The 23,822-nt window shown below is 67.9% G+C and carries 26 protein-coding genes and 1 pseudogene; 16 read left to right on the top strand and 11 right to left on the bottom strand.

Translation table 11 applies throughout. From position 1 onward, the window contains the following. The first annotated feature begins 173 nt into the window (after positions 1–173). Together H7J89_RS19420 and H7J89_RS19415 are read left to right on the top strand one after the other, a co-directional pair. Positions 174–1,442: a cytochrome P450 gene (locus H7J89_RS19420; protein WP_264045653.1), complete on the top strand. Its 1,269-nt coding sequence runs from the start codon at positions 174–176 to the stop codon at positions 1,440–1,442. Beyond that, a complete protein-coding gene (locus tag H7J89_RS19415) occupies positions 1,439–2,230 on the top strand; it encodes a lysophospholipid acyltransferase family protein (protein WP_264045651.1) in 792 nt (263 codons plus the stop codon). Before H7J89_RS19420 ends, H7J89_RS19415 begins: the two co-directional genes overlap by 4 nt. An 8-nt stretch (positions 2,231–2,238) precedes the next feature. On the opposite strand, the gene H7J89_RS19410 is transcribed toward H7J89_RS19415, so the two are convergent. Continuing rightward, positions 2,239–3,636, bottom strand: coding sequence for a WS/DGAT/MGAT family O-acyltransferase (locus H7J89_RS19410; protein WP_264045649.1), 1,398 nt, complete (start codon positions 3,634–3,636; stop codon positions 2,239–2,241). Positions 3,637–3,870: 234 nt separating this feature from the next. Between H7J89_RS19410 and H7J89_RS19405 the strand changes: the two are divergent. From H7J89_RS19405 to H7J89_RS19395, 3 genes and pseudogenes are all read left to right on the top strand, one after another. Further along, positions 3,871–4,534, top strand: a pseudogene (locus H7J89_RS19405) (maleylpyruvate isomerase family mycothiol-dependent enzyme). Positions 4,535–4,634: 100 nt separating this feature from the next. Further along, a complete protein-coding gene (locus H7J89_RS19400) occupies positions 4,635–5,780 on the top strand; it encodes a thiolase family protein (protein ID WP_264045647.1) in 1,146 nt (381 codons plus the stop codon). Next, positions 5,777–6,580 carry a crotonase/enoyl-CoA hydratase family protein gene (locus H7J89_RS19395; RefSeq protein WP_264045646.1) on the top strand — a complete coding sequence of 268 codons (804 nt, stop codon included), beginning with the start codon at positions 5,777–5,779 and terminating at the stop codon, positions 6,578–6,580. The genes H7J89_RS19400 and H7J89_RS19395 overlap by 4 nt, the downstream gene beginning before the upstream one ends. Positions 6,581–6,637: 57 nt before the next feature. Here H7J89_RS19395 and H7J89_RS19390 read toward each other — a convergent pair whose 3' ends face one another. Both H7J89_RS19390 and H7J89_RS19385 read right to left on the bottom strand, forming a co-directional pair. Beyond that, positions 6,638–7,654, bottom strand: a complete 1,017-nt coding sequence (locus H7J89_RS19390; protein WP_264045644.1) for an NAD(P)/FAD-dependent oxidoreductase — start codon at positions 7,652–7,654, stop codon at positions 6,638–6,640. Further along, on the bottom strand, positions 7,651–8,151 hold the full coding sequence (locus H7J89_RS19385; RefSeq protein WP_264045642.1) for an isoprenylcysteine carboxyl methyltransferase family protein: 501 nt from the start codon (positions 8,149–8,151) through the stop codon (positions 7,651–7,653). Before H7J89_RS19385 ends, H7J89_RS19390 begins: the two co-directional genes overlap by 4 nt. A 157-nt stretch (positions 8,152–8,308) precedes the next feature. On the opposite strand from H7J89_RS19385, the gene H7J89_RS19380 reads away from it, so the two are divergent. After that, positions 8,309–9,454 carry an NAD(P)H-binding protein gene (locus H7J89_RS19380; protein ID WP_264045640.1) on the top strand — a complete coding sequence of 382 codons (1,146 nt, stop codon included), beginning with the start codon at positions 8,309–8,311 and terminating at the stop codon, positions 9,452–9,454. Further along, positions 9,451–10,173 carry a CPBP family intramembrane glutamic endopeptidase gene (locus H7J89_RS19375; RefSeq protein ID WP_066947937.1) on the top strand — a complete coding sequence of 241 codons (723 nt, stop codon included), beginning with the start codon at positions 9,451–9,453 and terminating at the stop codon, positions 10,171–10,173. Before H7J89_RS19380 ends, H7J89_RS19375 begins: the two co-directional genes overlap by 4 nt. Before the next feature lie 5 nt (positions 10,174–10,178). On the opposite strand, the gene H7J89_RS19370 is transcribed toward H7J89_RS19375, so the two are convergent. Next, positions 10,179–11,519 (bottom strand): DUF2867 domain-containing protein, encoded by a 1,341-nt coding sequence (locus H7J89_RS19370; RefSeq protein WP_264045637.1) that lies wholly within the window; start codon positions 11,517–11,519, stop codon positions 10,179–10,181. An 83-nt stretch (positions 11,520–11,602) separates the two neighbouring features. Continuing rightward, the gene (locus H7J89_RS19365) at positions 11,603–12,412 is read right to left on the bottom strand and encodes an enoyl-CoA hydratase (RefSeq protein ID WP_264045635.1); all 810 of its coding nucleotides are present in this window, start codon (positions 12,410–12,412) and stop codon (positions 11,603–11,605) included. A 97-nt stretch (positions 12,413–12,509) separates the two neighbouring features. Between H7J89_RS19365 and H7J89_RS19360 the strand changes: the two genes are divergently transcribed. Beyond that, positions 12,510–13,595 carry a CaiB/BaiF CoA transferase family protein gene (locus tag H7J89_RS19360; RefSeq protein ID WP_264045633.1) on the top strand — a complete coding sequence of 362 codons (1,086 nt, stop codon included), beginning with the start codon at positions 12,510–12,512 and terminating at the stop codon, positions 13,593–13,595. A gap of 41 nt (positions 13,596–13,636) precedes the next feature. Beyond that, positions 13,637–14,389 carry a 3-hydroxyacyl-CoA dehydrogenase gene (locus tag H7J89_RS19355; RefSeq protein WP_264045631.1) on the top strand — a complete coding sequence of 251 codons (753 nt, stop codon included), beginning with the start codon at positions 13,637–13,639 and terminating at the stop codon, positions 14,387–14,389. 132 nt (positions 14,390–14,521) lie between these two features. On the opposite strand, the gene H7J89_RS19350 is transcribed toward H7J89_RS19355, so the two are convergent. Next, entirely contained in the window at positions 14,522–14,644 is a 123-nt protein-coding gene (locus H7J89_RS19350) for a hypothetical protein (RefSeq protein ID WP_003878506.1), read from the bottom strand. A gap of 313 nt (positions 14,645–14,957) precedes the next feature. Between H7J89_RS19350 and H7J89_RS19345 the strand changes: the two genes are divergently transcribed. Both H7J89_RS19345 and H7J89_RS19340 read left to right on the top strand, forming a co-directional pair. Beyond that, entirely contained in the window at positions 14,958–17,273 is a 2,316-nt protein-coding gene (locus tag H7J89_RS19345; RefSeq protein ID WP_264045629.1) for an MMPL family transporter, read from the top strand. A gap of 65 nt (positions 17,274–17,338) precedes the next feature. Beyond that, on the top strand, positions 17,339–17,968 hold the full coding sequence (locus tag H7J89_RS19340) for a class I SAM-dependent methyltransferase (RefSeq protein ID WP_264045627.1): 630 nt from the start codon (positions 17,339–17,341) through the stop codon (positions 17,966–17,968). Between the two features lie 11 nt (positions 17,969–17,979). Here the strand turns inward: H7J89_RS19340 and H7J89_RS19335 are convergent, their stop codons facing one another. Continuing rightward, on the bottom strand, positions 17,980–18,693 hold the full coding sequence (locus tag H7J89_RS19335; RefSeq protein ID WP_264045625.1) for an NAD-dependent deacylase: 714 nt from the start codon (positions 18,691–18,693) through the stop codon (positions 17,980–17,982). A 37-nt stretch (positions 18,694–18,730) separates the two neighbouring features. On the opposite strand from H7J89_RS19335, the gene H7J89_RS19330 reads away from it, so the two are divergent. Continuing rightward, positions 18,731–19,096: an Rv1152 family transcriptional regulator gene (locus H7J89_RS19330; RefSeq protein WP_066951550.1), complete on the top strand. Its 366-nt coding sequence runs from the start codon at positions 18,731–18,733 to the stop codon at positions 19,094–19,096. A 10-nt stretch (positions 19,097–19,106) separates the two neighbouring features. Here H7J89_RS19330 and H7J89_RS19325 read toward each other — a convergent pair whose 3' ends face one another. After that, on the bottom strand, positions 19,107–19,628 hold the full coding sequence (locus H7J89_RS19325; RefSeq protein WP_264045621.1) for a DUF1697 domain-containing protein: 522 nt from the start codon (positions 19,626–19,628) through the stop codon (positions 19,107–19,109). Positions 19,629–19,705: 77 nt separating this feature from the next. On the opposite strand from H7J89_RS19325, the gene H7J89_RS19320 reads away from it, so the two are divergent. Then, positions 19,706–20,149: a PPOX class F420-dependent oxidoreductase gene (locus H7J89_RS19320; protein WP_264045619.1), complete on the top strand. Its 444-nt coding sequence runs from the start codon at positions 19,706–19,708 to the stop codon at positions 20,147–20,149. A gap of 36 nt (positions 20,150–20,185) precedes the next feature. Beyond that, on the top strand, positions 20,186–20,374 hold the full coding sequence (locus H7J89_RS19315) for a DUF5302 domain-containing protein (RefSeq protein WP_264045618.1): 189 nt from the start codon (positions 20,186–20,188) through the stop codon (positions 20,372–20,374). A 41-nt stretch (positions 20,375–20,415) separates the two neighbouring features. On the opposite strand, the gene H7J89_RS19310 is transcribed toward H7J89_RS19315, so the two are convergent. Further along, entirely contained in the window at positions 20,416–20,949 is a 534-nt protein-coding gene (locus H7J89_RS19310; protein ID WP_264045616.1) for a nuclear transport factor 2 family protein, read from the bottom strand. 112 nt (positions 20,950–21,061) lie between these two features. On the opposite strand from H7J89_RS19310, the gene H7J89_RS19305 reads away from it, so the two are divergent. Then, positions 21,062–21,634, top strand: coding sequence for an HhH-GPD-type base excision DNA repair protein (locus H7J89_RS19305; protein WP_264046104.1), 573 nt, complete (start codon positions 21,062–21,064; stop codon positions 21,632–21,634). A gap of 28 nt (positions 21,635–21,662) precedes the next feature. Further along, a complete protein-coding gene (locus H7J89_RS19300; RefSeq protein WP_066951537.1) occupies positions 21,663–21,809 on the top strand; it encodes a DUF1059 domain-containing protein in 147 nt (48 codons plus the stop codon). A gap of 73 nt (positions 21,810–21,882) precedes the next feature. Here H7J89_RS19300 and H7J89_RS19295 read toward each other — a convergent pair whose 3' ends face one another. Together H7J89_RS19295 and H7J89_RS19290 are read right to left on the bottom strand one after the other, a co-directional pair. Continuing rightward, positions 21,883–22,986 (bottom strand): Rv1157c family protein, encoded by a 1,104-nt coding sequence (locus tag H7J89_RS19295; protein ID WP_372513803.1) that lies wholly within the window; start codon positions 22,984–22,986, stop codon positions 21,883–21,885. A 49-nt stretch (positions 22,987–23,035) separates the two neighbouring features. After that, complete coding sequence (locus H7J89_RS19290) at positions 23,036–23,719, bottom strand: hypothetical protein (RefSeq protein WP_264045614.1); 684 nt, start codon at positions 23,717–23,719, stop codon at positions 23,036–23,038. Positions 23,720–23,822: the final 103 nt, after the last annotated feature.

Below are 23,822 nucleotides of genomic sequence, written 5' to 3'. Positions count from 1 at the left end.
ACGCGATACGCCTCGCCGAAGAGCTGGTGTCGGCGGGAGGGGAATGCATCGGACCGCCACGATCGCCACTCCGCTTGACCTAATATTTGTTCAGCTCGTACATTGGAGTCTAAGTTCGTTGCGCCCCGGGTGGCCTGGGCCCTGAGGGATCGCTTGGATGCCGAGGAGTTCCGTTGAGTGATTTCGAGTCGGTCGATTTCTTCACTGACCCGGCGCTTGTTCCGGACCCGTATCCCTATTTCGACCACTTGCGGCAGCGTTGCCCTGTGCTGCCGCAGCCCGGGCCGGGGGTGGTGGCGATCACGGGGCACCGCGAAGCGCTCGCCGTCTACAAAGACCCGGCGTTCTCGTCATGTGTGTCGGTGGCGGGTCCATTCTCCGGGTTGCCCTTCGAGCCCGAGGGCGACGACATTGGTGCGCTGATCGAACAGCACCGGCCGCAGATTCCGATGAGCGAGCACATCGTCACCCAAGACCCTCCGGACCACACCCGTACGCGAGGCCTACTCAATCGTCTGCTGACACCCAAGCGGCTCAAGGAAAATGAAGAATTCATGTGGCGACTCGCGGATGAGCAGCTCGACGAATTCGTGTCCCGTGGATCGTGTGAGTTCCTCGACGACTACGCGCGACCCTTTTCGGGGCTGGTGATCGCCGACCTCCTGGGAGTTCCACCCGAAGACCACGAAGAGTTCCGCATCGCCTTCTCCGGCAAGGTTTCCGGCGGAATCGAGGACGACTCGATAACACGGGCGCACAACCCGCTGGAGTACCTCGACGAAAAATTCACCACCCACATCACCGAACGCCGGCGCGAACTCCGGGATGATGTGCTGACCGAGCTCGCACAGGCCAAATATCCCGACGGTTCGACTCCCGAAGTCATCGATGTCGTCCGCCTGGCCACCTTCCTTTTTGCCGCCGGCCAGGAGACCACGACGAAGTTGCTCAGCTTCGGCGTCCGAATGATCGCCGAGAACCCTGAGTTGCAGACGTTGCTGCGCGAAGACCGCAGTAAGATTCCAACTTTCGTCGAAGAGACGCTGCGCATGGAAAGCCCGGTCAAGTGTCACTTCCGCATGGCCCGAACCTCGACATCGATCGGCGGCATCCCGATTCCGGCCGGCAGCACGGTGATGCTCTTGCCCGGCGCGAGTAATCGAGACGCCCGTAAGTTCGATCAACCCGACGATTTCCGCATCGATCGGCCGAATGTCCGCGAACACCTTGCCTTTGGGCGCGGAAATCATTCCTGCCCCGGCGCGCCGCTGGCGCGGACCGAAGGACGGATTTCGCTCAATCGCGTGCTGGACCGGATGACGGACATCAGTATTGCCGAAGCGCAGCACGGGCCGGCGGATGGGCGCCGCTATTCCTACGAACCGACCTGGCAGATGCGGGGTCTCACCGAGCTGCACCTCAAGTTCACACCGGTCGCGTGAGCGCAACCGAGATCACCGGTTGGGACCCCGACCTCACCGAGCGGCTGGTCGCCGCGGTGGAACCCGTTGCCCGGCGCTGGTTTCGATTCGAGGTGCGTGGACTGGAGTCCTTCCCCGCAACGGGCGGCGTCCTGCTGGTGGCCAACCATTCGGGCGGCATGCTGACGCCCGACGTGCTGATCTTCGCAGCGGCGTTTTACCGCAATTTCGGCTACGACCGCCCGCTGTACACGCTCGGCCACGACGGACTGTTCCCGGGACCGATGGCTGATTGGATGGCCCGCCTGGGCGTGATTCACGCCAGCACGGAAAACGCCACAAACGCGCTGCGGTCGGGCGGCGTCGTGCTGGTCTTCCCCGGCGGTGTCTACGATGCCTATCGGCCGACACTGGCCGAAAACGTCGTCGACTTCAACGGGCGCACCGGATACGTCAGGTGCGCCATCGAAGCAGGAGTACCGATCGTGCCGGCCGTGTCCATCGGCGGACAGGAAAGCCAACTGTTTTTGACTCGCGGCACATGGCTGGCGAAGCGGTTGGGCCTGTCGCGGTTCCGGTCGGACATTCTGCCCGTAACCCTGGGGTTTCCGTTCGGCCTCAGCGTCATCGTGCCGTTCAACCTCCCGTTGCCCACCAAGATCGTTGCCCAGGTTCTGCGACCGATCGACGTCGGAGCCCGATTCGGCTGCGAACCAGACGCTTACGAGGTGGACGTGGAAGTCCGGTCGCAAATGCAGGCGGCCCTCGACCGGCTGGCCCGTCGGCGACGGTTCCCCATTCTGGGCTGAGTCGACTCCTACGCCGGCGTGTCGGAAAAGCCTGCCGCCGAGCGGATTTCATGAAATGCGCAAACCATGGCGTCGGTCATCTCGTGGGTGTCGCCAAGGGTGCGGTCATCGGCGATGACCGAGATGTTCAGCTGGTCGACGTAGCTCCACACGGTGACGTTGATGCCGCACCCGGCGATCAGCGGCCCCGCCGAATAGATTTCACTGACGGGTGCCCCCGCGAGCTGGCCCGGCTCACGTGGTCCCACGACGTTGGACACGGGAAGGTTGAACAGCCTGGTCTGCGAATTCCGACGGGCCAACCAGCCGAAGGCCGGCGGCGCCGCAAACGGCGGTAGGTAGGTGATCAACTTGCCATACAGTTCGGGACCGAAAAGCTCGTTGTTTTCTTTGGCGATCGCGGTGCTGGTGGCCGTGAGCTTCACCCGCTCCAATGGGTCGTCGATGTGCGTGGGCAGCGACACCGCCATGCCACCGAGTTCGTTGCCGCTGATCCGCTGCGAAGACCTGTCCGTGCTCGCCGGGACTGATGCGACGAGGGGCCGGTCCGCGCTGCCGTCGTAGCGCAGTAGCAACTGCCGCAACGCGCCCGCGGCGCTCGCCATCACCACGTCGTTGACCGTGATCTGCAGGCTCTTGCTGGTCTCTTTCACCTGGGCCAGCGACAGCGTGGCGGTCGCAAACGTGCGTACCGGTGACACCACGTGGTTTATGAACGTCGGCGGAGCGTGCAGCATTCGGGCGAGATCGGGCTGCGTGCCTCGCTCGCGGGCGCGATGGCGCAGCCGCCGCACTCCAGAAAACGCGCTTGCCAGCACCCGGGGCATTGCGGCCAACTGTTGCGCGTGGTCGCGGCCCGCCGCGCGGAGCAGCTCCCCTTTCGACGGCGACACGCACGTCGTGTCGTTGTCGCGTTCGTCTTGCGCTGCGCCCGGAAGATCCATCAGCCTGGCCAAGAGGTTGGACGATGCCACCCCGTCGGCCAGGGCGTGATGCAGCTTTCCAATGATCGCGATCCGTTGCCCAGCCAGGCCTTCGACGAAATAGAACTCCCAAAGCGGTCGCCCGCGGTCCAGCGGGGCGGTGGCGATGTCGCCGATGACTCCATCGAGCTCCCGGCGCCCACCGGGGCTGGGCACCCGGAGGCGCCGCAGATGGTAGTCGAGATCGACGTCGCAGTTCTCCAGCCACATCGGATGATGCAGTCGCCACGGGATGTCGACGAGCTTGTAGCGCAACGGATCCAGCCGGTGCAGACGCCGCAGCAAGGTGCGCCGGAACAGCTCGAAATCGAAGTCACCGGGATGATCGGCGAGATCGACGATCGCCACCTTCAAGGTGTGCGTGTGCAGGTTCGGCGTCTCGCTGTACAGCAGCATCGCGTCCATGCCGTTGAGCCGCTTCACTCGACCATTATTGCCGTTGTACGGCTCGCGTCACAGAACAAACTTCTGGTTTGGCGAATTCTTGACTATGTCGTGAGGTCGTCGGCCCATCGGCGAACTTCACCGAACCGGCGTGCGCGCCGTCTGCCGGTTGCCCACGCCGCACCCCTTCCCCGAAATCCGTGGTCGCGTTTGCCGACGATCGATGATCTATTGAACCAAATATCTGTTCCGGACTAAAGTGGTCTGGTGCGGGTGGACCGCGGATATGTCTTCGCTGCTGTTGCGGACCAGCGACATCAGATCGCGACCTTGATCGACCGCCTGGACGACGCACAGCTAGGAGCACCAAGCTTGTGCGCGGGCTGGGATATCAAGACGGTGGCCGCACACCTGGTCAGCGTCTTCGCCGACAGTTTTTGGGTCTTCATGGGAACGGCTCTGCGCCGCGGCAGTATGGCACGCGCGATCGACGAGCTTGCGCGCCGTCGGGCACGTCTACCGGCTGCCGACATCGCGGCCACCCTGCGCGGTTGTGCCGAACATCCGTTGAGTCCGCCGCTGTTCGGGCCGCTTGACCCGCTCGCTGACGTCTTGGTCCATAGCGGCGATATCAGGCTCCCGCTTGATCTGCCGTTCAAGCCAGACCCCGGGCTGGCGGCCCTGGCGTTGGATTTCTTGACCGGGCCGTGGCCGTTCGGCTTCGTGCGGCTGGGTCGGCTCTGGGGCATCTCGTTGTACGCGACTGACGTTGACCGGGCGTGGGGGAGGGGAATCGAAGTCTGCGGTCCCGCGGCCGCCCTCATGATGACGGTCACCGGCCGTCCCGCGCTGCTGCGCCTTCGACGGCCCGGGGCTGCCCCTCCTCCGTCGCCGACTGCTGCCCGCAAAGAACACGGCCGGTGGTGGCGGCGCCTAGGACCACCCCGCCCCGCGCCCTCCCAACGCGTTGGTTGACAATCGAGGCAAGACTCACTTTCACCAATACCTGAGGTCCTAACGTCAAAGGAGACACAACCATGGCTGAAGCCGTCATCGTCGAGGCCGTCCGCTCACCGCTCGGGAAGCGCAACGGCGGCCTGTCGGGGGTGCACCCGGCCGACCTGTCCGCGCAGGTCCTCAACGGGCTGGTCGACAAGGCCGGTATCGACCCGGGAATCGTCGACGACGTCATCTGGGGCTGCGTCATGCAGGCCGGTGAGCAGGCCCTCGACATCGGCCGCACCGCGCTGCTGGCCGCCGGTTGGCCCGAGACCGTGCCGGGCGTGACCGTCGACCGCCAATGCGGGTCGAGCCAGCAGTCCATCCACTTCGCCGCGGCGGGCGTGGTCGCCGGACACTACGACGTCGTCGTCGCCGGCGGTGTCGAGTCGATGTCGCGCACCCCCATGGGTTCGTCGCTGGCCGGTGGCGGCAACCCCTACCCGCAGGCCTTCAAGGACCGCTACCACAAGACGCCCAACCAGGGCCTCGGTGCCGAGATGATCGCCGAGCAGTGGGGCTTCGACCGCACCGCGCTCGACGAATTCTCGCTGGGATCACACGAAAAGGCCGCCGCCGCACAGGATTCCGGCGCGTTCGACGACCAGATCGTCGGGATCAAGGATCAGGATGGCAAGGTCGTCCTCAAGGACGAGGGTATCCGCCGCGGCACCCCGATGGAGAAGATGGCGTCGCTGAAGCCGGCGTTCAAGGAAGACGGCGTGATCCACGCCGGCAACTCTTCGCAAATCACCGACGGTTCGGCCGCACTCCTGTTCATGTCGGCAGAGAAGGCCAAGGAACTGGGCCTCACGCCGATCGCCAAGGTGCACACCGCGGTACTGGCCGGCGCCGACCCGGTGATCATGCTGACCGCGCCCATCCCGGCAACCCAGAAGGCGCTCAAGAAGTCCGGCCTTTCCATCGGCGACATCGGCGCGTACGAGGTCAACGAGGCGTTCGCCCCCGTCCCGCTGGCGTGGCTGAAAGACATTGGCGCCGATGAGAAGAAGCTCAACCCCAACGGCGGCGCCATCGCGCTGGGCCACCCGCTCGGCGGCTCGGGTGCGCGGCTGATGACCACGCTGCTGTATCACATGCGGGACAAGGGAATTCGCTACGGCCTGCAGACGATGTGCGAAGGTGGTGGCCAGGCCAACGCCACCATCGTGGAGCTGTTGTGACGGACGCTGCCAGCGACCAGCCGGCGGTGCTGGTCGAACGACGCGGCAACGTCATGGTGATCACCATCAACCGGCCCGAGGCCCGCAACGCGGTCAACGGTGCCGTCAGCATCGGCGTCGGGGACGCGCTCGACGCGGCGCAGCACGACCCCGAGGTGCGGGCCGTGGTGATCACCGGCGCCGGCGACAAGTCGTTTTGTGCCGGCGCCGATCTCAAGGCGATCTCGCGCCGGGAGAACCTGTATCACCCCGAGCACGGTGAGTGGGGCTTCGCGGGTTACGTGCACCACTTCATCGACAAGCCCACCATCGCGGCGGTCAACGGCACCGCCCTGGGTGGGGGCACCGAGCTGGCCCTGGCCAGTGACCTGGTGGTGGCCGACGAGCGGGCCAAGTTCGGCCTGCCGGAGGTAAAACGCGGGCTGATTGCGGCCGCGGGCGGCGTGTTCCGGATCGTGCAGCAGCTGCCGCGCAAGGTGGGGATGGAGCTGCTGCTGACGGGCGAGCCGATCACCGCCACCGATGCCTTCGAGTGGGGCCTGATCAACCAGGTGGTCAAGGAGGGCACGGTGCTCGAGGCCGCGCTCGCCCTGGCCGCGCGGGTGACCGTCAACGCGCCGCTGTCCGTGCAGGCCAGCAAGCGCATCGCCTACGGGGTCGACGACGGTGTCATCACCGACGAGGAAGCGGGATGGCAGCGCACCATGAGAGAAATGGGCGTCCTGATCAGGTCCGAAGACGCCAAGGAGGGGCCGCTCGCTTTCGCCGAGAAGCGCGAACCGGTCTGGAAGGCGCGCTAGTGGCGATCGCGAGCGCGGCGTAGCCGGGCGAAGCGGGTCGCCACGATCAGCACTAGCTCAGGTCGCGAGGACATTCACCCCGCGCTGGAACACGCCGGGCAGCAGCGTGCACACCGGCACGATGGCACGGCGCGCGAGCGGTGGGGCGCTGGCCAACACCAGGCCGCGGGTAAGTAACCGGTAGCTTCGGGTAATCCGTTGCCACGCAAGCTCATACGACAAAGGGTTTTCGTCGACGATGGCGGCGACCGCCGCGGCCGCTTGCTTGACCGCAAGGCTGATGCCCTCGCCGGTCAGCGCGTCCTCATACCCCGCCGCGTCACCGACCAGGAGCACCCGTCCCGCGACGCGGCGGGAGACCACCTGCCGCAACGGCCCGCACCCGCGCGCCTCGCCGCGGCCGGCGCCCTGCAACTGCCCGGCCAGCCGGGGGAACCAGGCGAGGTCGGGCCGGCCCCGCGACAGGATCGCCACGCCAACGAGGTCCGGTTCCACCGGGGTCACGTATGCCTCGCCCCATCGCGACCAGTGCACTTCGACGAATTCCGACCACGCCGGCACCCCGTAATGCCAACGGACGCCATAGCGCCGCGGCGTTCCCGCCGTCGCCGTGATTCCGACGGACCGCCTGACCTGAGAATGCAGTCCGTCGGCCGCCACCAACCATTTCGCGCGCACACCGGCGGCCGTCACTCCGTGGGCGTCCTGCTGCACGGTGGTCACCCGCGCCTGAATCCATTCGGCGTCTTGCTCTTTGGCGCGCGCGGCCAGTGCCGCGTGCAACGTCGTGCGCCGCACCCCCCGGCCCGGCCCGTGGCGAAACCGCGCCTGCGCCCGGCGGTGTTCGCTGACGTACGCGATGCCATGGAAGGGCATGCCCACCGGGTCGACCCCGAGAGACGTCAGCTCGGCCAGCCCGCCGGGCATCAGCCCCTCGCCGCACGCCTTGTCGATGGGACCCTCGCGCGGGTCGGCGACGATCACCGAAAGTCCTTGGCGGCGTGCGTGTAACGCAGTAGCCAGGCCGCCCGGGCCCGCGCCGACAATCAACAGGTCGGTGTCGTAGTCGGTCACGTGTAGCCCAGCGCGGAGTTCTCGACCTGCAGCCGCACCCTCAGCAGCGCCGCGTTCGTCAAAGTGAAAATGGCCGCCGTCAGCCACGCCGTGTGCACCAACGGCAGCGCCAACCCCTCAGCCACCACTGCAACATAGTTCGGATGGTGCAGCCACCGGTAGGGACCCTGGCGCACCAGCGGGGCCTGCGGCAGCACGATCACCCGGGTGTTCCACCGCCGCCCCAGCGTGGCGATGCACCACCAGCGCAGGCCCTGGCTGAGCGCCACCACCGCCAGCATCGGCCAACCGAGCCAGGCGATGAACGGCCGGTGCAGCCCCCACGGCTCGAGAACGCAGCCGACCAACAGCCCGGTGTGGACGAGCACCATCACCGGATAGTGCGGGCGGCCAAATTCCTTGGCGCCCTGGGCAAACGACCACTGTGCGTTCCGCTTGGACAGCACCAGCTCGACGACGCGCTCGATGCCGACCGCAAGGACCAGCAGGTAATACATGTCTCCACTATCTATTGACGACTACCGGGTCTACGGTGCCGCCGCCGCGCGGGTTCAACCCCGCGAGCGTAACGCCAGTGCAAGATTGCGGGCCGAAAGCCACCGTGGCGTGATGCCCGCCACCCCCGGGCGGTCTGCGCCCGCTAGTGTCGACGGTATGCGGATCCTGGTCACCGGTGCCACGGGCTACGTAGGATCGCGGCTGGTCACGGCGCTGCTGGCGGATGGGCATCAGGTCCTGGCCGCCACCCGAGAACCCGAGCGCCTCAGGCGGTTCGGATGGCACGGTGAAGTCACACCGGTGACCCTCGACGCCGCGGATCCCGCGTCGACCCGAGCCGCCTTCGCCGGCGGCGGGCCTGTTGACGTGGTGTATTACCTGGTGCACGCCATCGGGCAGCCCGGCTTCCGGGACGCCGACAAGGCCGCGGCCGCCAACCTGGCCGCGGCGGCTCGGGACGCCGGTGTGCGCCGGATCGTCTACCTGGGCGGATTCGTGCCCGCCGGCGAGGTGTTGTCCGAGCACCTGACGAGCCGGGCCGAAGTGGCCGAGGCCCTGACGGTCCCGGGCGGCCCGGAGCTGGTATGGCTGGGCGCGGCGATGATCATCGGTGCCGGCTCGACCTCGTTCGAGATGATGCGCTACGTGGGTGACCGTTTTCCGCTCATTCCCATGCCGAGCTGGATGGACAACCCGATCGACCCGATCTCGATCCGCGATGTCCTGCATTACCTCGTCGCCGCCGCCGACTCCGAGCTGGTGCCGGCCGGGGCGTATGACATCTGCGGCCCGGACACCACGTCCTACCGCGAGTTGCTCAAGACGTATACGCGCATCTCCGGCAGGTGGCACGCCGGGTTGCCGGTCGGCAGGGTCGACACGGGCCTGGCGTCGCTGATCACCGGCGTCGCCCTGCCGGTGCCGCCCGGGTTGGCCGGTGATCTGGTCGAATCGCTGGACCACCCGATGGTCGCGTCGAAGGGCGACGTACGCCGTCGGGTGCCGGACCCGCCCGGTGGCCTGCTCGGCGTCGACGACGCCATTGCCCTGGCCCTGGCCGATCGGTCGAATCGTCCGTCCCCGGTCAACGCCCTGGCCGATCCCCATCACCTCGCCGACACCGATCCCGCGTGGGCCGGTGGTGACGTGCGGCGCATCCGCCACGTCGCCCGGCGGGTCACCCCACCCATCGTGCGGCCGGCTCTGGGGCTGGTGAGCATGGTCCCCGGACCGCTCGCCGGAGCGCTTCGCACCGGCCTTGATCTCCTGATCGCCCTGACCCCGAAGGTGCATCCCGCATGAGTCAGTCAACCGCCCCGTCCAACACCGGCACGCTGTCCGAGTGGTGGCGTGCCCTCACCAACGTCGCTGTGCCCCATCACGAATCGCCGGCCGTCGTGCGACGCCGGCGCGTCATCGTCGCCATCACGGTCGTGGTCGGCGCCGGGGTACTCGGGTTTTCGCTGCGGCGCCATCCGGGGGATTCGAGCTTCTACTGGCTGACCCTGGCGCTGGCGGGGGTGTGGCTCGCCGGCGGGTTCATCTCCGGCCCGCTGCACCTGGGCGGCATCTGCTGGCGCGGCCGCAATCAAAGGCCGGTCATCACCGGGACGACCATCGGCCTCCTGCTGGGCGGCGTGTTCGTCATCGGCGGACTGATCGCTCGCGAGATCACGCCGGTGGCGGAGCTGATAACCCGGGTACTGGAATACGCCCACCACGGGTGGTATCCGGTGATCGTGGCGATCACGCTCGTCAACGGCGTCGCCGAGGAGGTGTTCTTCCGCGGCGCGCTCTACACCGCCCTGGGCCGCTACCACCCCATCGTGATTTCGACCGTCCTCTACACCTGCGCGACGCTGGCCAGCGGCAACCCCATGCTCGGTTTCGCCGCGGTCATCTTGGGCACGGTGTGCGCGTTCGAGCGCCGGGCGACCGGCGGTGTCCTGGCGCCGATGCTCACCCACTTGGTGTGGGGGCTGATCATGGTGCTCGTGCTGCCCCCGATGTTCGGCGTCTGACGCCGTTATCGGATCGAACCGACCACTTCGCGGGCCAGCGCGCGCATGGCTGCCGCGTGCGCCGGCCGCACGAAGAACCAGTACACCCGGCCCGGGATGCCCCTCGGCAGGAAGATGGACCGCTGGGTGTAGCGACTGCCGTGGCCCTCGTGCGGCGTGACCGTGATCTCGAGCCATTCCCGTCCCGGCGCTCGCTTGGTTGAGCGCAGCCGCAACAGCGTTCCCGCCGCGCGTTCCTCGACCTTCCAGCCTGCCGCCCGCGTGTTCACGGCGTCCTCCGCCGCCGCCCAGACGTTGGCGGGTTCAGCGGCGGTTTCCTCGGTGCGCGCGTCGGTGTAGACGATCTCGCCCGCCCAATCCGGGTCGGTGGGCAGCGCCTCGGCCGGTTCGGTCCGCAACGACGACCACGAGGGTTCCGGGACGCCGTGCGCCGCGCGGTCGAGTGCCAATTCGACGGCCCGGCGGTAGGTGGTCAGCCCGGGCAGCGGGGGCTCGATGACGCTGTCGACCTCGTGGTTGCGCATCACCGCGTCGCATTCCAGCGACTCGATCAGCGGGCGCGCCAGACCGGGCGGGATCGGTGTCACGGTTCCGACCCAGAGGCTGGCGATCGTGGGCGTCAAGAACGGCAGCACGATCAAATACCGCTTGCCCAGGCCCGCGGCCTCGGCGTAGACCCGCATCATGTCGCCGTACTCCAACACGTCGGGCCCGCCGATGTCCCAGGTACGCGACGAGGGCACCGCCGCCGTAGCCGCGGCGACCAGGTAATACAGCACGTCGCGCACCGCGATTGGCTGAATCTTGTTGTGCACCCACTTCGGGGTCGTCATCACCGGCAGCCGGTCGGTGAGGTGCCGGATCATTTCGAACGACGCCGAACCCGAGCCGACGACGACGCCCGCCTGCAGCACGATGGTTTCGATGCCCGAGGCGATGAGCGCGTCGCCCACGGCCGCCCGCGACTCGAGGTGTGGCGAGAGCTGGCGACCCTCGGGATGCAGCCCGCTCAGATACACGATGCGCCGCACGCCGGTTTGCCGGGCCGCGGTCACGACATTGCGGACCGCCCGCGTCTCCTCGTCGGCGAAATCCTTCGCCGTGCCCATCGAATGAACGAGGTAGTAGACGACGTCGATCCCGTCGAACGCCGCGACCAGCGAATCGACGTCGCCCAGGTCGCCGCGCGCGACCTCAGCCTGCTGCCGCCACGGCACGTCCGCCAACTTGGCAGGGTTGCGCGCCAGGGCGCGCACCCGGTGGCCCTCGTCGAGCAGTCGCGGCACCAACCGGGCGCCGATGTAGCCGGTCGCCCCGGTCACCAGGCAGCTCACCTGTTCAGCCATGGGTTCTCCGTTCGTCGTCTTCGAATTATTCGGACCCGACGCGGGGGAGGATTACCGGCTTGGGCCACCGGTAAGCACCAGGCTCAGCGGTCGGTGAAGTCAGGGGTGCGGCGCTGCTGGAAAGCGGTTGCGCCCTCGACGAAGTCGTGCGATCGCAGCAGCACGGCCTGCCCCTCGTACTCACGCTGCAAAGCCGGATCCAACTGGGGGAGCGTGGCCGCGTTGATGGCGAGCTTGGTCTTGCCGAACGCCGCGACCGGTCCCGCCAACAGCCGGGCGATCACCTTGTCCACCTCGGCGTCGAATCGGTCGGCGGGGTAGACCGCGCTGGCCAGTCCCCAGGACACCGCCTCGGCGGCAGCCAGCCGTTCGGGCAGCAGCGCCATCTGCATCGCCCGGATGCGGCCGACGGCCGCGGCGATCAGCGCGGACGCGCCGCCGTCGGGCATCAGGCCGATCTTGGTGAAGGCGAGCATGAAAAAGGCGCTCTCCGATGCCAATACGATGTCGCACGCCAGCGCCAGCGAAACCCCGACGCCGGCCGCCGGTCCCTGGACCACGGCGACCACCGGGTGCGGCACCGCGGCGATCGCCCGGATCAGCCGGTTGATCTCCAGGACGATCTCGTCGGGCGAGAGCCCGGTGTCGGACACGTCGTCGGCGCTGATCCCAGCTCCGGAGCAGAAGCCGCGGCCCGCGCCGCCGAGGCGCACCACCTTCACCTCCGGGTCGATCGCCGCGCGTTCCATCGCATCGGCGATGCCGATAATCACCGGCACGGTCAGCGAATTGAGGCTGTCCGGGCGGTCGATGGTCACCGACAGCACGCCGCCGGACAGCGTGACGGAAAGGCCTGCGACGGGGGTCAGGGTGTCGATCGCGGATTGCGGCATGGGCTCACCCTAAGTGACCGGGCTGCGCGCCCGCCGCGGGCGGCTGCGAAGATGCCAACAACAACGGGCGTCAGAGCAGACGAAAGGTCGGTGGGTCGTGGCTGGACCGCTGAAGGGACTTCGGGTCGTCGAGTTGGCCGGCATCGGGCCGGGTCCGCACGCGGCGATGATCTTGGGAGATCTGGGCGCCGACGTGGTGCGCATCGATCGGCCATCGACCGGTCCCGGCGGTGTCGCCAAGGACGCCATGCTGCGCAACCGGCGCGTGGTGACCGTCGACCTCAAGTCCGACGAGGGACGTGCCATCGTGCTCAAGCTCGTCGCCAAAGCCGACGTGTTGATCGAGGGCTTCCGCCCCGGCGTCACCGAACGGCTCGGCCTCGGACCCGAGCAGTGCGCCGAGGTGAACGAGCGGCTGATCTACGCCCGGATGACCGGCTGGGGACAGTCCGGCCCGCGCAGTCAGCAAGCGGGCCACGACATCAACTACATCTCCCTCAACGGGATCCTGCACGCCATCGGCCGGGCGAACGAGCGGCCGGTGCCGCCGCTCAACCTGGTCGGCGACTTCGGCGGCGGCTCCATGTTCTTGTTGGTCGGCATCCTGTCCGCATTGTGGGAGCGACAGAACTCCGGCAAGGGTCAGGTGATCGACGCCGCGATGGTCGACGGCTCCAGCGTGCTGATCCAGATGATGTGGGCGATGCGGGGGCTGGGCATGTGGTCGGACGTGCGCGGCACCAACATGCTCGACGGCGGCGCGCCCTATTACGACACCTATGAGTGCGCCGACGGGCGCTACGTCGCCGTGGGCGCCATCGAGCCGCAGTTCTACGCGGCCATGCTCGCCGGGCTGGGCCTGGACGCCGCCAGCCTGCCGGCGCAGAACGATGTGAGCCGCTGGCCCGAGCTGCGCGCGGCGCTGACGGCGGCCTTCGCCGCCCACGACCGTGACCACTGGGCGAAGGTGTTCGCCGATTCCGACGCGTGCGTGACACCGGTGCTGGCGTTCGGAGAGGTGCACACCGAGCCGCACATCACCGAGCGGAACACGTTCTACGAAGTTGAGGGTGGTTTGCAGCCGTTGCCCGCCCCGCGGTTCTCCCGCACCACGCCCGACGTGCCCCGCCCGCCGGCCGCCCCGCTGCCCGACGTCGAAGCCGTGCTCAACGACTGGGTATAGTCGCCAACCAACTGGTTGGCTGGACGCAAGGAAGGACTCGAATGGAAATCAAGGACGCCGTAGCCGTCGTCACCGGGGGCGCCTCGGGCCTGGGCTTGGCCACCACCAAGCGGCTGCTGGACGCCGGGGCGCAGGTGGTGGTGATCGACCTGCGGGGCGAAGAGGCGGTCCAAGAGCTCGGCGAGCGCGCCCGGTACGTGCAGGCCGACGTCACCGACGAGGCCGCCGTCAGCAAGGCGCTGGACACCGCCGAGTCGCTGGGCCCGGTGCGCATCAACGTCAACTGCGCCGGCATCGGCAACGCGATCAAGACGCTGTCCAAGGACGGCCCGTTTCCGCTGGACGCGTTCAAGAAGGTGGTCGGGGTCAACCTGATCGGGACGTTCAACGTGCTGCGGCTGGCCGCCGAGCGCATCGCCAAAACCGAACCGGTCGGGGAGGAGCGCGGCGTGATCGTCAACACCGCCTCGGTCGCCGCGTTCGATGGCCAGATCGGCCAGGCCGCCTACTCGGCGTCCAAGGGCGGCGTGGTCGGCATGACGCTGCCGATCGCGCGCGACCTGTCGCGCGAGCTCATCCGCGTGGTGACCATCGCGCCGGGGTTGTTCAAGACCCCGCTGCTGGGTTCGCTGCCCGAGGAGGCGCAGAAGTCCCTGGGCAAGCAGGTTCCCCACCCGGCCCGGCTGGGTGATCCCGACGAGTACGGCGCGCTCGCGGTGCATATCATCGAAAACCCGATGCTCAACGGCGAGGTCATCCGCCTGGACGGCGCCATCCGCATGGCGCCACGCTGACGCCTTCAAACACGAAAGCCCCCCGCGACGAGCGGGGGGCTTTCGTAACGGAGCAAGAACTTATCGACGGAACCATCGACTGACGGCGGGTTCGGCCATTAACAGGCGTGCGAGCATGCTCATGGTCGGACCTCAGCTCGCCGCTTGCAGTTCGTCGAACTGCTCCGAGGTCTCGCCTTCCACCAGGACGTCGCCGTGGTAGAGGGCTTCGAAGTCAACCTTGATGACGTCGGCACTTGTGTCGTCGATCCACATGACACTGAGCGTATGGGCCACCATTAAGGAATCTTTGAGTCACGATTCGGAAAACCGTGGCAATTTACCGCTCGGTAGGTTGTAAGCGGCCGACCGCGGCGTTTAGGCCCGTGACCTGCTTAGTTGGCACACATTTTTCTGGCCGGACTCTTACTGTCGCGGCGGTTTAAAACGCCGCGTTGAACCGCGCGGCTGCCGCCGTCGTCCGTGCTTATAAAGGAATCTGTTTGACGCGTGGAAACTAGCGTTTGTTACGTTGTCGCTGGTACGCCAGCTGCCAGCGCGATCAGCACCGGCGGCGGAAGGGCTCGACATGCTGCAGGGGATCGCCCGATTGGCCATCGCGGCGCCGCGCCGCATCATTGCAATAGGTGTCCTGGTCTTCATCGCCGCCGCGATCTTCGGCATCCCCGTCGCCAAGAGCCTGTCGCCCGGGGGCTTCCAGGATCCGCACTCGGAGTCCGCCCACGCGATCCAGGTGCTGACCGACAAGTTCGGGCAGAGCGGTCAGCAGATGCTGATCCTGGTGACAGCGCCCGGGGGCACCAACAGCGAACAGGCCCGCACCGTGGGGACCGACCTGGTCAACCAGCTGCAGAAGTCACCGTTGGTCTACAACGTGTCGTCGCCGTGGACGGTCGCGCCTGAGGCGGCCGCCGACCTGATCAGCCGCGACGGTAAGTCGGGCCTGCTCGTGGTCAACCTCAAGGGCGGCGAGAACTACGCGCAGACCAACGCCCAGACCATCGCGGACCAGTTCATCCACGACCGTGACGGCGTGACCGTCAGCGCCGGCGGCGCGGCGATGCAGTACGCCCAGATCAACACGCAGAACCAGGCCGATCTGCTGGTGATGGAGATGATCGCACTCCCGCTGAGCTTCCTGATCCTCATCTGGGTGTTCGGCGGGCTGCTGGCGGCGGCGTTACCGATGGCGCTTGGCGCGCTGGCCGTCGTCGGTTCGATGACGGTGTTGCGGCTGATCACGTTCAGCACCGAAGTGTCGATCTTCGCGCTCAACCTCAGCACCGCGTTGGGCCTGGCGCTGGCCATCGACTACACACTGCTGATCGTCAGCCGCTATCGCGACGAGCTGGCCGAGGGCAGCGACCGGGAAGAGGCGTTGATCCGGACCATGGCGACGTCGGGGCGCACGGTGCTGTTCTCCGCGGTCACCGTGGCGTTGTCCATGTCGGCGACGGTGGCGTTCCCGATGTACTTCCTCAAGTCGTTCGCCTACGCCGGCGTGGCCACCGTGGCCTTCGTCGCGACCGCCTCGATCGTGCTAACGCCGGCCGCCATCGTCCTGCTGGGTCCCCGGCTGGACGCGCTGGACGTGCGCCGGCTGTTGCGCCGGGTGTTCCGGCGCCCCGAGCCGGCGCACAAGCCCGTCGAGCAGCTGTTCTGGTACCGGTCGAGCAAGCTGGTGATGCGCCGGTGGGCGCCGATCGGCCTGACCGTCGTCGCGTTGCTGCTCCTGCTCGGGCTGCCGTTCCTCGGCGTGAAATGGGGCTTCCCGGACGACCGGGTGCTGCCGCGTTCGACGTCGTCGCACCAGGTCGGTGACCGACTGCGCAACGATTTCGCGGACGACTCCGCCACGTCCGTGCCGGTCGTCGTTCCCGACGCGCGTGCCCTGAATCCGGCAGACCTTGACCGGTACGCCGCCGACTTGTCGCGGGTTCCCGACGTGTCGGACGTGTCGGCTCCGGGCGGGACGTTCGTCGGCGGGAACCGCACGGGACCACCCGCCGGGGCCACCGGTCTGGCCGACGGCAGCGCCTTCCTGACCGTCAGCAGCGCGGCGCCGCTGTTCTCGCCGGCCAACGACGCGCAGCTCAAGCGGTTGCATGAGGTGCCCGGGCCGGCCGGCCGAGCCGTTGCGATGGGCGGTGTCGCCCAGGTCAACCGCGACAGCGTGGACGCGGTCACCGACCGGCTTCCGCTGGTGCTGGGGTTGATGGCCGCCGTGACGTTCGTCCTGCTGTTCTTGCTCACCGGCAGCGTGGTGCTGCCGGCGAAGGCGCTGGCCTGCAACATCCTCTCGCTGACCGCGGCCTTCGGCGCGCTGGTGTGGATCTTCCAGGACGGGCATCTCGGCGCGCTCGGAACCACGCCGAGCGGGACGCTGGTCGCCAACATGCCGGTCCTGCTGTTCTGCATCGCCTTTGGGCTGTCCATGGACTACGAGGTGTTCCTGCTCTCGCGGATCCGCGAGTACTGGCTCGCGTCCGGGGCCGCCCGGCCCGGACGGCCGACCCCGAAGGAGGCGCACGCCGCCAACGACGAGAGCGTCGCCCTCGGCGTCGCCCGTACCGGCCGGGTGATCACCGCGGCCGCCCTGGTGATGTCGATGTCGTTCGCGGCGCTGATCGCCGCGCACGTTTCGTTCATGCGGATGTTCGGCCTGGGCCTGACGCTCGCCGTGTTCGCCGACGCCACCCTGGTGCGGATGGTCGTGGTGCCCGCGTTCATGCATGTGATGGGCCGGTGGAATTGGTGGGCGCCCAGGCCGCTGGCGTGGCTGCATGATCGGTTCGGCATCAGCGAGGGAGGCGCCCACGAACACGTCGAGCCGGTGCCGCTGGAGGCTGGCCCGCTGGTGGAATCCGTGCCCAACATCGGCTGACGCGCCGATCGGTTCGTCGGCAAGACCCTATTGTGAGGCTCATCCGAGTCGGAAGGTTGACGTGTATGACAACGGCGGTGGACAACCCGTTCTTCGCGCGCATCTGGCCCGTCGTCGCCACCCATGAAACCGAGGTGATCCGGGCCCTTCGCCGGGAGAACCTTTCGGGGTTGTCGGGGCGGGTGCTGGAGGTCGGTGCGGGTATCGGGACGAACTTTCCGCACTACCCGGAGTCGGTCCACGAGGTGGTCGCGGTCGAGCCCGAGCCGCGGCTGGCCGCCCAGGCGCGGGCGGCGGCGGACGTGGTGCCCGCCCGCGTCGTCGTGACGGGCGAGACGGCCGAAGGATTCAGCGGCGGCGAGCCGTTCGACGCCGTGGTCTGCTCGCTGGTGTTGTGCTCCGTGCAGGATCCCGGCGGCGTGTTGCAACGCCTGTATTCGCTGCTGCGCCCGGGCGGAGAGCTGCGCTACCTCGAGCACGTGGCGAGCGCGGGAGCGCGGGGCCGTTTCCAGCGGATCGCCGACGCGACGCTGTGGCCCCGGTTGTTCGGCAACTGCCACACCCACCGCGACACCGAGCGCTCGATCATCGACGCCGGATTCGAAGTCGACGTCTCCCGGCGCGAGTTCACATTGCCCGCATGGGCGCCGACGCCGGTGTCGGAAATCCTGCTGGGCCGCGCGCGCAGGCCGTAATTCCCGCGCTGCTACTTCAACAGCGCGGGCAGCCGCTGCAGCAACCCCGGCAACGCCTGGCCGGCCGTCTCGCGAATGCTGATCGTCGCGTGCCTGGACAGCGGCGTGACCTCGGGGTTGACCTCGATGACGGCCGTGCCGCGGGAGAGCGCCAGCTCGGCCAGCCCGGCCGCCGGATAGACGATCGCCGAGGTTCCGACGACCACCATCACGTCGGCGGCCTCGGTCGCCTCGACGGCGGACTGCCACGGCGCGTCGGGCAACGGCTCACCGAACCACACGATGTCGGGCCGGATCAGGCCGCCGCAGTGACAGACCGGCGGCTCCACTTCCAGCATCGGTTCGGGCATCGCGGGCAGCTCGCCCGTGTAAGGCATACCGCAACGGTCACAACGGAATTCGAACAGGCTGCCGTGCAGGTGATGAACCGGCATGCTGCCGGCCCGCTCGTGCAGGTCGTCGACGTTCTGGGTGATGACGCTGACCTCGGCGCCGTCTTGCCACGCGGCGATCGCGCGGTGCCCGGCGTTGGGCGCGACGTCGGCCACCAGATAGTGACGCCACAAGTACCAGCCCCACACCCGCTCGGGATTGTCGCGCCAACCCTGTGTGCTGGACAGCTCGTAGGGATCGAAGCGGGCCCACAAACCGTTCTTGTCGTCGCGGAAGGTCGGCACCCCGCTCTCGGCGGAAATCCCCGCGCCGCTCAGCACCGCTACTCGCATCCCACAAAGATAGCTGTGCTTGGGACATACTGAAGAGGTGGAGCTGCGGGATTTGCTGAAGGTCGACATGAAGGCGGGCAGGCCGCTGTTCGACCAGCTCAGGACCCAAGTCATCGACGGCGTTCGGGCCGGCGCGCTGCCGCCCGGAACCCGGCTCCCGACGGTGCGCGACCTGGCCGGCCAGCTGGGCGTCGCGGCCAACACCGTGGCCCGCGCCTATCGCGAACTCGAGTCCGCGGCGATCGTCGAAACCCGCGGGCGCTTCGGTACTTTCATCTCCCGCTTCGACCCGACCGACGCCGCGATGGCGGCCGCCGCCAAGGAGTACGTCGAGGTGGCCCGGGCGCTGGGGCTGACGAAGTCCGACGCGATGCGCTACCTGACCAACGTGCCGGACGACTGAGCGCGCTGTCCTAACGCAGCACCTTCGCCAGCGTGCGCAGGTTGCGCGTCGTAGTCGACGACTTGTAGCGCGGCTTGCCCATCGTCTTGCCGATCGTGCTGTCCAGGGTGCTGCCCTTGGGTACCTGCCAATAGATGACGCCCGCGCCGGGGCCGATCCGCTCGTCCGGTCCGGTGGCCTCGCCCAGTGCGGCGAGTTCGTCGAGCGCCGCTTTGTCGGCGACGAACGTGACGTAGGACTGGTAGCCGTCGACCTCGGGCTCGAACGGGTAGGCGTCGACGATGGCGCGCACCGTCTTGAGGTCGTAGACCAGCACCCAGGCGTCGTAGCCGAATCTCTCGCGCAGCGCGGCTTCGGCCTTCTTGCGCACCGCCGCCGCACCGGCGGACGATTCCAGCAGGACGTTGCCGCTGGCCAGGATGGTTCGCACATTGGTGAATCCGGCGTCGGTCAAAGCGCGCGCCACCTCGGCCATCTTGAGGTTGACGCCGCCGACGTTGACGCCACGCAGGAACGCCGCGTACTTGGTCATCATCCGATTTCACCAGGGCGGCCGGTGCTGACGCGATCCGGGATCGGTTGCTGGACGCGCGACGTAGGCTTTCTCCCATGGGACGCCAAGTCTTCGACGACAAGCTGCTGGCCGTGATCAGTGGAAACTCTCTCGGAGTCCTGGCCACCATCAAACGTGACGGGCGCCCGCAGTTGTCGAACGTGAGTTACCACTTCGACCCGCGCGACTTGGCCGTGCGGGTGTCGATCACCGAGCCGCGGGCCAAGACGCGCAACCTGCGCCGCGATCCGCGGGCGTCCATCCTGGTCGACGCGGACGACGGGTGGTCGTACGCGGTGGCCGAGGGCACGGCGATTCTGACGCCGCCCGCGGCCGCCCCCGGCGACGACACCGTCGCGGCGTTGATTGCCTTGTACCGCAACATCGCCGGCGAACACCCGGATTGGGACGAGTTCCGCGAGGCCATGGTCACTGATCGGCGGGTGCTGCTGACCCTGCCGATCTCGCACGTGTACGGCATGCCGCCCGGAGTGCGGTAGCCGCCCGATTGCGGCAATCCCGGCTAGGCTGCCGTTATGGCTGAATCGAAGTCCTCCGAGGCGCCGGAATCGGACGACGACAACAAGCGCAAGTTCCGTGAAGCCCTCGACCGCAAGATGGCCAAGTCGTCGGGCGGGTCCGACCACAAGAGTGGCGGCGGTAAGCAGACTCGCGCGCACGGCCCGGTGGAGAACCGCCGCGAATTTCGTCGCAAGAGCGGCTGACCGCCGGCCGTCGCCCGGTGCGCGCCAAGCACTTTGGCGGGTCAGCCTGCGGACGGTGTGAAATGTCTGACCGAAGGGTCGGCCTGGCCGGGCTCGCCGCGCAGGCTGCCCCGGGTGCTGGGGTGTCCGAAGTTCACTCGGGACGGGTCGTTTTGGTAGGCCCATTCCGCCACGATGGTGCGTGCACGGAACTTCCAGCGGCCGTCGTCTTTGATGTAGGTGTCCAGGTACCGGCCGCCGATGATGACGTCTAAGTCGTGGTCGGGCCCGGCGAAGGTGTGAAACACCAGGCAATAGATCTCACCGCGGGCCGTGTTGCCGTCGATCACGAAGTTCGTCGTGGTGATGTTGTGTTGGGAGACACGCACATACGGTTCCGCGGCCTGTAGCTGGGCGATGAACTGTTCGACGCCGCCCGCGGAGAACGAGCCGTGCGAATCGGTCGCCTCGGGGTGGTAGAGGCCGCGAAGCGCGTCGTAGTCGGCGCGGTCGACGGCCCGGCAGTAGGCGGTGACGAGTTGATGCAGTTCGTCGCGGTCCAGCATCAGTGCCAAGCGGGCCTCATCCACCACCACGTCACCCAACTCCCTGGTTATTCGCCGGCCGTAAGCGCCTTTCTGATGGGTAGTCTCTCAACACATAGGTCATCGGTTTTAGGGTGTTCAGCGGAAAGGTTGGTCGTTGACGGTGAAACTTTGGCTCGCTCAAGATCCTGAGGCCGACGCGCTGCTGGACGACAATCCGTTGGCCCTGCTCATCGGGATGGTTCTCGATCAGCAGGTGCCGTTCGAGACGGCCTTTTCGGGGCCGAAGAAGATCGCGGACCGGATGGGCAGCTTCGGTGCTCATGAGATCGCCGAGTACGACCCCGACAAGTTCGCGGCGCTGTGTTCGGAAAAGCCTGCGATACATCGCTTTCCGGGGTCGATGGCCAAACGCATCCAGACCCTGGCCCAGATCATCGTTGACCGTTATGACGGCGATGCCGCCGGCCTGTGGACCGCCGGGGACCCCGACGGCGAGGAGCTGCTGCGGCGAATCAAGGGGCTGCCCGGCTTCGGCGAGGTCAAGGCGCAGATCTTCCTGGCCTTGTTGGGCAAGCAGTACGGCGTCACGGTCAAGGGCTGGCGCGCGGCCGCCGGGCAGTTCGGCAAGGCCGGCACGCACATCTCCGTCGCCGATATCGTCGACGCCCAATCGATGGGCAAAGTGCGTTCCTACAAGAAGCAGATGAAGGCCGCAGCCAAGGCGGCCAAGTAGTAGGTCACCAGAAGGGAAGGGCGGCAACGTGAAGACACACATAACGTGTCCGTGCGGGGAAGCCATCGTCGGCAAGGATGAGGACGAGCTGGTCGAGCTGACCCAGGCTCATCTCGCCAGCGATCATCCGGGGCTCGAATACGATCGCGACGCGATCCTGTTCATGGCGTACTAGCTGTCACTAAACGCCGAGCGCGCGTGCCCCCGGTGGGGACACGCGCGCTCAGGGCAGGGATCAGCGGCTGGCCCTACGGCACCACCGTGGAGCCGATCGTGGGCATGAACTGGCACTGTTTCTCCTTGGTGGTGACCTGCCCGAAAATGGTCGACATGATGCTGCCCGACCCGGTGTCGGCGATCGCGGTGAGCGTCGTCGGCCCGTCGCCGTTGATGTCGGTGCGCGGCTTGAGCGCGACCGTTCCCGACTTGCCCGTGGTCAGGTTCACCCACGTGACGTTCAGCGGCAGCTTCTGCACCTCGGCCGGCCCGGGGGTGCCGACGGCGGTGAACACGTAGGCGGTCTGCCCGGGGCCCGGTCCGGGAGTCGGGATCTTCGCCGGGCCCGCCACCGACAGCGCGGTGGCGATCGCGCTGGTGCCGTCCGCCAGGCAATTGGTGCCGATCGACGGATACATGAAGTCCTGCGTGGGCGGAGCGTCCGGGCCGAAGCCCGGAGCCGCGGCCGGCGCGGCGGCCGGTGCGGGAGCGGCGGCGGGTGCAGCTTCGGCCGGCGCGGGAGGCGCCGGCACGGGTGCCGCGACCGGTGCGACGGTGCCCGGCGCCGGCGCGGAAGCCGGCGGCGCGGCGACCGGTGCCGGGCCGGCGGCATGCGCCGGGTCGATTCCGGCCGGCAGGTGTGACTGAGCGCCCGGTTCGACGCCGGCGGCCGACGGGGCTGCGGCCGGTCCCGGACCGGCGGCATGTACAGGGTCGATTCCGGCGGGCAGGTGTGACTGGGCGCCCGGTTCGACGCCCGCCGCCGGGACGTGCGGCACCGGCGCGCCGTCCGGGAGGGCCGTGCCGGGTTCGGGCGCGGGCGCGCCCGGGAACGGCTGGGCCAGGAATTGATTCACCGACTGGGCGACGTTCTTGGACTCGGTCGGCGCGCCCTGGTTGTGGCTGAAGGCCTGCGCCGCGGCCATGAGCAGCTGTGTCGCCTGCCCGGGGTTGGTGGCCGCCTGCTGAATGATCGGGCTCAGCTGCGATAGCGCCGGCAGGCCCGGGAGTTCTTGAGTCGAGTTGGGTTGCGGTGTCGCCGGTTCGGCTGCCGCGCTCGGGCACAACCCGAACGCGGCAGCCGACGCCGTCACGACAGCGGCCAATCCTTTGGACAGATTCCAAGTGGTTGCCACGGTGTGTCCTCCGGTCAGTAGGGGGTGGCTTTGCTGTCGGGCTGACTAATCAGGGCAGGGCGGCGAGCAGCGGCGCTACCGGGTTGGCCCCGGTTGCCGGTGCGGCCGGCGCGGGCGCTGCCGCCGGAGCCGCCGGAGCCCCGGCCAGTGCCGGCAGGTCCTGCGGGAGGGTCATCTGCGCGGGCATGTTGACCGGCAGATTGGGCAGGAACGCCGGCATGTCGACCTTCGCCTGCGGAATCTGCGGGGTCGGCGGGGTGGCGGGGGCGGTCGGCGTCGACAGCCCCGGGATGGCCGGCAGTCCGGGGATGGACGACGTGGCCGGTGCGGCGGGCGCCGCCGGTGCCGTCTGCCCCAGACCCGGGATCAACCCCTGCAGGCCCTGCGTGGCCGCCGGGGCGGACGGCGCGGACGGCGTCGCCGCCTGCGTCAACCCGGGAATCGAGGGGATGCTCGACGCGGGATTCGCCGGCGACGTTGCGGCGGCCGACGGAACTCCCGGGAAGGTGATGCCCGGAGCGGCCGGCGCCGCCGGCGGGGTCGCGCCCAGGGCGGTAGCGAGGTTCTGCAGGATTTGGGGCGCGTTGGCCGCCGAACTGATCAGCTGCTGCGGAATGTTCGGAATCGGCGGAGCCGGCACGGGGTCGGCGTGGGCGATACCGCCCGTGAGTAGGGCTGCGGACGAACCGACGACGACGGCCGCTGCACGCATGTAAGTCCAGATGGTTGGCATGACTCTCCCTGGTTGTGGAAAACGGGTCCGCCGCCGAAGTTACGTTGATACTGATGGGACTCAAGTGACACGTGTGGCATTTATTTGATCGTTATTGATACGA

Origin of the sequence: Mycobacterium paraffinicum (assembly GCF_025822865.1) — a bacterium.
GTDB classification, from domain to species: Bacteria; Actinomycetota; Actinomycetes; order Mycobacteriales; family Mycobacteriaceae; genus Mycobacterium; species Mycobacterium paraffinicum.
The sequence above is the reverse complement of the archived record's forward strand: the minus strand, read 5'-3'. Positions and strand labels throughout refer to the sequence as shown.

Excerpts from the sequence above, each read along its gene's own strand:
- H7J89_RS19335 (WP_264045625.1), bottom strand. The coding sequence starts at position 18,693 with ATGCGAGTAGCGGTGCTGAGCGGCGCGGGGATTTCCGCCGAGAGCGGG.
- H7J89_RS19375 (WP_066947937.1), top strand. The coding sequence starts at position 9,451 with ATGAGTCAGTCAACCGCCCCGTCCAACACCGGCACGCTGTCCGAGTGG.
- H7J89_RS19385 (WP_264045642.1), bottom strand. The coding sequence starts at position 8,151 with ATGTATTACCTGCTGGTCCTTGCGGTCGGCATCGAGCGCGTCGTCGAG.
- H7J89_RS19355 (WP_264045631.1), top strand. The coding sequence starts at position 13,637 with ATGGAAATCAAGGACGCCGTAGCCGTCGTCACCGGGGGCGCCTCGGGC.
- H7J89_RS19345 (WP_264045629.1), top strand. The coding sequence starts at position 14,958 with ATGCTGCAGGGGATCGCCCGATTGGCCATCGCGGCGCCGCGCCGCATC.
- H7J89_RS19340 (WP_264045627.1), top strand. The coding sequence starts at position 17,339 with ATGACAACGGCGGTGGACAACCCGTTCTTCGCGCGCATCTGGCCCGTC.
- H7J89_RS19290 (WP_264045614.1), bottom strand. The coding sequence starts at position 23,719 with ATGCCAACCATCTGGACTTACATGCGTGCAGCGGCCGTCGTCGTCGGT.
- H7J89_RS19400 (WP_264045647.1), top strand. The coding sequence starts at position 4,635 with ATGGCTGAAGCCGTCATCGTCGAGGCCGTCCGCTCACCGCTCGGGAAG.
- H7J89_RS19380 (WP_264045640.1), top strand. The coding sequence starts at position 8,309 with ATGCGGATCCTGGTCACCGGTGCCACGGGCTACGTAGGATCGCGGCTG.
- H7J89_RS19370 (WP_264045637.1), bottom strand. The coding sequence starts at position 11,519 with ATGGCTGAACAGGTGAGCTGCCTGGTGACCGGGGCGACCGGCTACATC.
- H7J89_RS19350 (WP_003878506.1), bottom strand. The coding sequence starts at position 14,644 with ATGTGGATCGACGACACAAGTGCCGACGTCATCAAGGTTGACTTCGAA.
- H7J89_RS19325 (WP_264045621.1), bottom strand. The coding sequence starts at position 19,628 with ATGACCAAGTACGCGGCGTTCCTGCGTGGCGTCAACGTCGGCGGCGTC.
- H7J89_RS19320 (WP_264045619.1), top strand. The coding sequence starts at position 19,706 with ATGGGACGCCAAGTCTTCGACGACAAGCTGCTGGCCGTGATCAGTGGA.
- H7J89_RS19365 (WP_264045635.1), bottom strand. The coding sequence starts at position 12,412 with ATGCCGCAATCCGCGATCGACACCCTGACCCCCGTCGCAGGCCTTTCC.
- H7J89_RS19315 (WP_264045618.1), top strand. The coding sequence starts at position 20,186 with ATGGCTGAATCGAAGTCCTCCGAGGCGCCGGAATCGGACGACGACAAC.